This is a genomic window from Nocardia sp. CY41 (assembly GCF_009829325.1).
Classification (GTDB): domain Bacteria; phylum Actinomycetota; class Actinomycetes; order Mycobacteriales; family Mycobacteriaceae; genus Nocardia.
Map to the genome: position 1 here is coordinate 1 of NZ_VUOS01000118.1, position 1,295 is coordinate 1,295.

1 pseudogene is annotated in these 1,295 nt (G+C 63.7%); it reads left to right on the forward strand.

What is annotated here, in order from left to right:
• Positions 1 to 1,295 (forward strand): annotated as a pseudogene (locus GVY64_RS36945) (DNA-directed RNA polymerase subunit beta); the annotation flags it as partial.

A 1,295-nucleotide genomic window follows, 5' to 3' on the forward strand; every position in this document is an offset into this window, starting at 1 on the left:
AGAACGGTGAGATGGCGCTGGGTAAGAACCTTCTGGTGGCGATCATGCCGTGGGAGGGTCACAACTACGAGGACGCGATCATCCTGTCGCAGCGGTTGGTGGAGGAGGACGTTCTCACCTCGATTCATATCGAGGAGCACGAGATCGATGCTCGTGACACCAAGCTGGGCGCCGAGGAGATCACCCGCGATATCCCGAATGTCTCCGATGAAGTGCTCGCCGATCTGGACGAGCGTGGCATCGTGCGCATCGGTGCGGAGGTGCGCGACGGTGACATCCTGGTGGGCAAGGTGACCCCGAAGGGTGAGACCGAGCTGACTCCGGAGGAGCGGTTGTTGCGGGCGATCTTCGGGGAGAAGGCGCGGGAGGTGCGCGATACCTCGTTGAAGGTGCCCCACGGTGAGTCCGGCAAGGTGATCGGGATCCGGGTGTTCTCTCGTGAGGACGACGACGATCTGCCGCCGGGTGTCAACGAGCTGGTGCGGGTGTATGTGGCGCAGAAGCGCAAGATCCAGGACGGTGACAAGCTCGCGGGCCGGCACGGTAACAAGGGTGTGATCGGCAAGATCCTGCCGACCGAGGACATGCCGTTCCTGCCGGACGGCACCCCGGTCGACATCATCCTCAACACCCACGGTGTGCCGCGTCGTATGAACATCGGCCAGATCCTGGAAACCCATCTGGGCTGGATCGGCAAGGCAGGCTGGAACATTCAGCTCGCCGATGGGTCGCGCCCGGACTGGGCCGCGCGTTTGCCCGAGGAGTTGTTGTCGGCCGCACCCGACACGAATCTCGCGACACCGGTCTTCGACGGCGCCCGCGAGGAAGAACTCGCCGGATTGATGGCGTCGACGCTGCCCAGCCGCGACGGCGAAGTCATGGTCGGCGCGGATGGTAAAGCGACCTTGTTCGACGGGCGTTCCGGTGAGCCGTTCCCGTACCCGGTGGCGGTGGGCTACATGTACATCCTGAAGCTGCACCACCTGGTCGACGACAAGATCCACGCCCGTTCCACCGGCCCGTACTCGATGATCACCCAGCAGCCGCTGGGCGGTAAGGCGCAGTTCGGTGGCCAGCGTTTCGGTGAGATGGAGTGCTGGGCCATGCAGGCCTACGGCGCGGCCTACACCCTGCAGGAACTGCTGACCATCAAATCCGACGACGTCGTCGGCCGCGTGAAGGTCTACGAGGCGATCGTCAAGGGCGAGAACATCCCGGAACCGGGCATCCCGGAATCGTTCAAGGTCCTGCTCAAGGAACTCCAGTCGCTGTGCCTCAACGTCGAAGTGCTGTCG